General features: G+C 53.3%; 1 protein-coding gene. It reads right to left on the bottom strand.

Features of this window, described 5'->3' with window-relative positions:
- Positions 1-261 (bottom strand): Ig-like domain-containing protein (locus MD535_RS26050; protein WP_265678155.1); only part of this gene is annotated, 261 nt, incomplete at both ends.

Genomic DNA, 261 nt, shown 5'->3' with positions numbered 1-261 from the left:
GGGTCGTATTACCCACCTCAACCGCAGACAATAAACCGGTTGGTGACACAGTAGCCGTCGCCGTATCGATAGGAGTCCACGTCACTGAGGTAGACACGTCAGAGGACGTCGCATCACTGAATGTCGCTGTTGCAGTTAACTGCTGAGTCTGACCTTTTGCTACGTTGACCGGTGAAGGCGTCACTTGAATCGATGTAATGACCGCTGCCGAGACATTCACATCCACCGTATTACTGGTCACGCCATCCTTCGTGGCCGTGA

This window comes from Vibrio qingdaonensis (assembly GCF_026191675.1).
GTDB classification, from domain to species: Bacteria; Pseudomonadota; Gammaproteobacteria; order Enterobacterales; family Vibrionaceae; genus Vibrio; species Vibrio qingdaonensis.
Note: the sequence above shows the minus strand (reverse complement) of the source record. Positions and strands in the feature narration are given on the sequence as shown.